We start from the raw sequence: 1,461 nt of genomic DNA, 5'->3' as shown, positions 1-1,461 counted from the left end.
GCCGCCCTGGCAGGGCGGCGCGAATTCATGGAGCGCGGTGGTCTGCGCACCGACAGCGACCGTGTGTTCCTCTTGTCGACCACGCACGGACCCGAATCGGGGGGGCTGGCCGCCTTCCGCGCGGTGGTGCGCGCGTACGCCACCGAGGACCCGATCGGACGGATGGAGGCGGCCGGTCGCAGGCTCGCGGATGCGGTGAATGCGGCGGCGTCCGATCTCGGCGTCGAACGGTACGTCCAGGTGCTCGGGCGGCCCTCCTGCCTGATCTTCGTCACTCGCGATCCGGATCTGCAGCCGTCACAGGAGTTCCGCACGCTGTTCCTGCAGGAGATGCTCACGCGCGGAGTGCTCGGTCAATCGTTCGTCATCTCGGCAGCGCACACCGACACCGACGTGGACGAGACCATCGAGGCAGCACGCGAGGCCATGTCGGTATACCGCCGAGCCCTGGACGCGGGCGGGGTCGCCGGACTCCTCCGAGGCCGGCCCGTCGCTCCAGCGCTACGCGCCCGCGCGGAGCCGAGGCGCCTCGACGACGCATCCACCGGATTTCACTTCTCCCAGTAACGTTCCCACGCATCGGCATCCAGGGCGCCGTAGGGCACGCCGTCGGCATGGGCCGCTTTCTCTGCCGCCCGCACGGCCGCCGCGAAACGCACTGTGGCACTGCGCAGCGCGCTCTCCGCATCACCGGCACCGGTGACTCGTACCAACCGCAACTCGGCCGGTACGAGATGTGCGGGAAGGCCGGCCCGGGTGGCACGCTCGATCACCTTGTCCGTCAAGGAGAGTGCGGGCTGTGCCATCGCGATCCCGTCGAGACACGACGCCCGGGCCTTCTCCGCCTTCTTCGCGACCTCCCACGCCGCCTCCTGTTCCGCGACGTCGAGCGGGCCGGTGTGCCCGTTGGTCAGGTGCGGGCTCCGTGCGGCCAGCTTGGCGACGAGCGTGGCGGCCACGTCCTCGACGGTGAACTGGCCGTTCGCCTCGGCGATCCGCGAGTGGAACAGCACCTGCAGGAGCAGGTCGCCGAGTTCTTCACGGAGCTCGTCCGGATCGCCCGACTCGACCGCGTCGAGCACCTCGTAGGTCTCCTCGATCAGATAACGGCGCAGGCTCTCGTGGGTCTGGGTGACCTCCCATCCCCCGAACGACCACAGTCTGTCCATCACGGCCGCCGCCTCGACGAGAGCGGTGTAGTCGGTCATGCATTCACCGTGGCCGCGCTGTTCAGGTCCACCATCCCTTGCGGTTTGCCGTCGAGCGCCAGCAGGAAGTCGGCGATGTACTGCAGCAACGCCACGTCCCGCACCCGATCCGATCCGACACCGCCGGTCCGTGGGATCGGCAGCTGGACGAGGCCGCTGGTCGCACGGTACTGCGCGCCCGGATACAACCGCTTGAGCCGCATCTGCTTCGAGTCGGGCAGTTCCATCGGCGAGATCCGGATCTGGGTTCCGG

The 1,461-nt window shown here is 69.0% G+C and carries 2 protein-coding genes and 1 pseudogene; 1 reads left to right on the top strand and 2 read right to left on the bottom strand.

Annotated elements, in window-relative coordinates; all coding sequences use genetic code 11:
- A pseudogene (locus R1101_RS0123380) lies at positions 1 to 567 on the top strand (glutamate-1-semialdehyde 2,1-aminomutase); the annotation flags it as partial.
- On the opposite strand, the gene R1101_RS0123375 reads toward R1101_RS0123380, so the two are convergent.
- Together R1101_RS0123375 and R1101_RS28415 are read right to left on the bottom strand one after the other, a co-directional pair.
- Positions 552 to 1,208 (bottom strand): MazG family protein, encoded by a 657-nt coding sequence (locus tag R1101_RS0123375; protein WP_016935599.1) that lies wholly within the window; start codon positions 1,206 to 1,208, stop codon positions 552 to 554. The pseudogene R1101_RS0123380 and the gene R1101_RS0123375 overlap by 16 nt on opposite strands.
- Positions 1,205 to 1,461 (bottom strand): hypothetical protein (locus tag R1101_RS28415; RefSeq protein WP_037224895.1); only part of this gene is annotated, 257 nt, incomplete at its 5' end. The genes R1101_RS0123375 and R1101_RS28415, both read right to left, overlap by 4 nt.

It is taken from the genome of Rhodococcus sp. R1101, assembly GCF_000278445.1.
Lineage (GTDB): Bacteria > Actinomycetota > Actinomycetes > Mycobacteriales > Mycobacteriaceae > Rhodococcus > Rhodococcus gordoniae.
The sequence above is the reverse complement of the archived record's forward strand: the minus strand, read 5'-3'. Positions and strand labels throughout refer to the sequence as shown.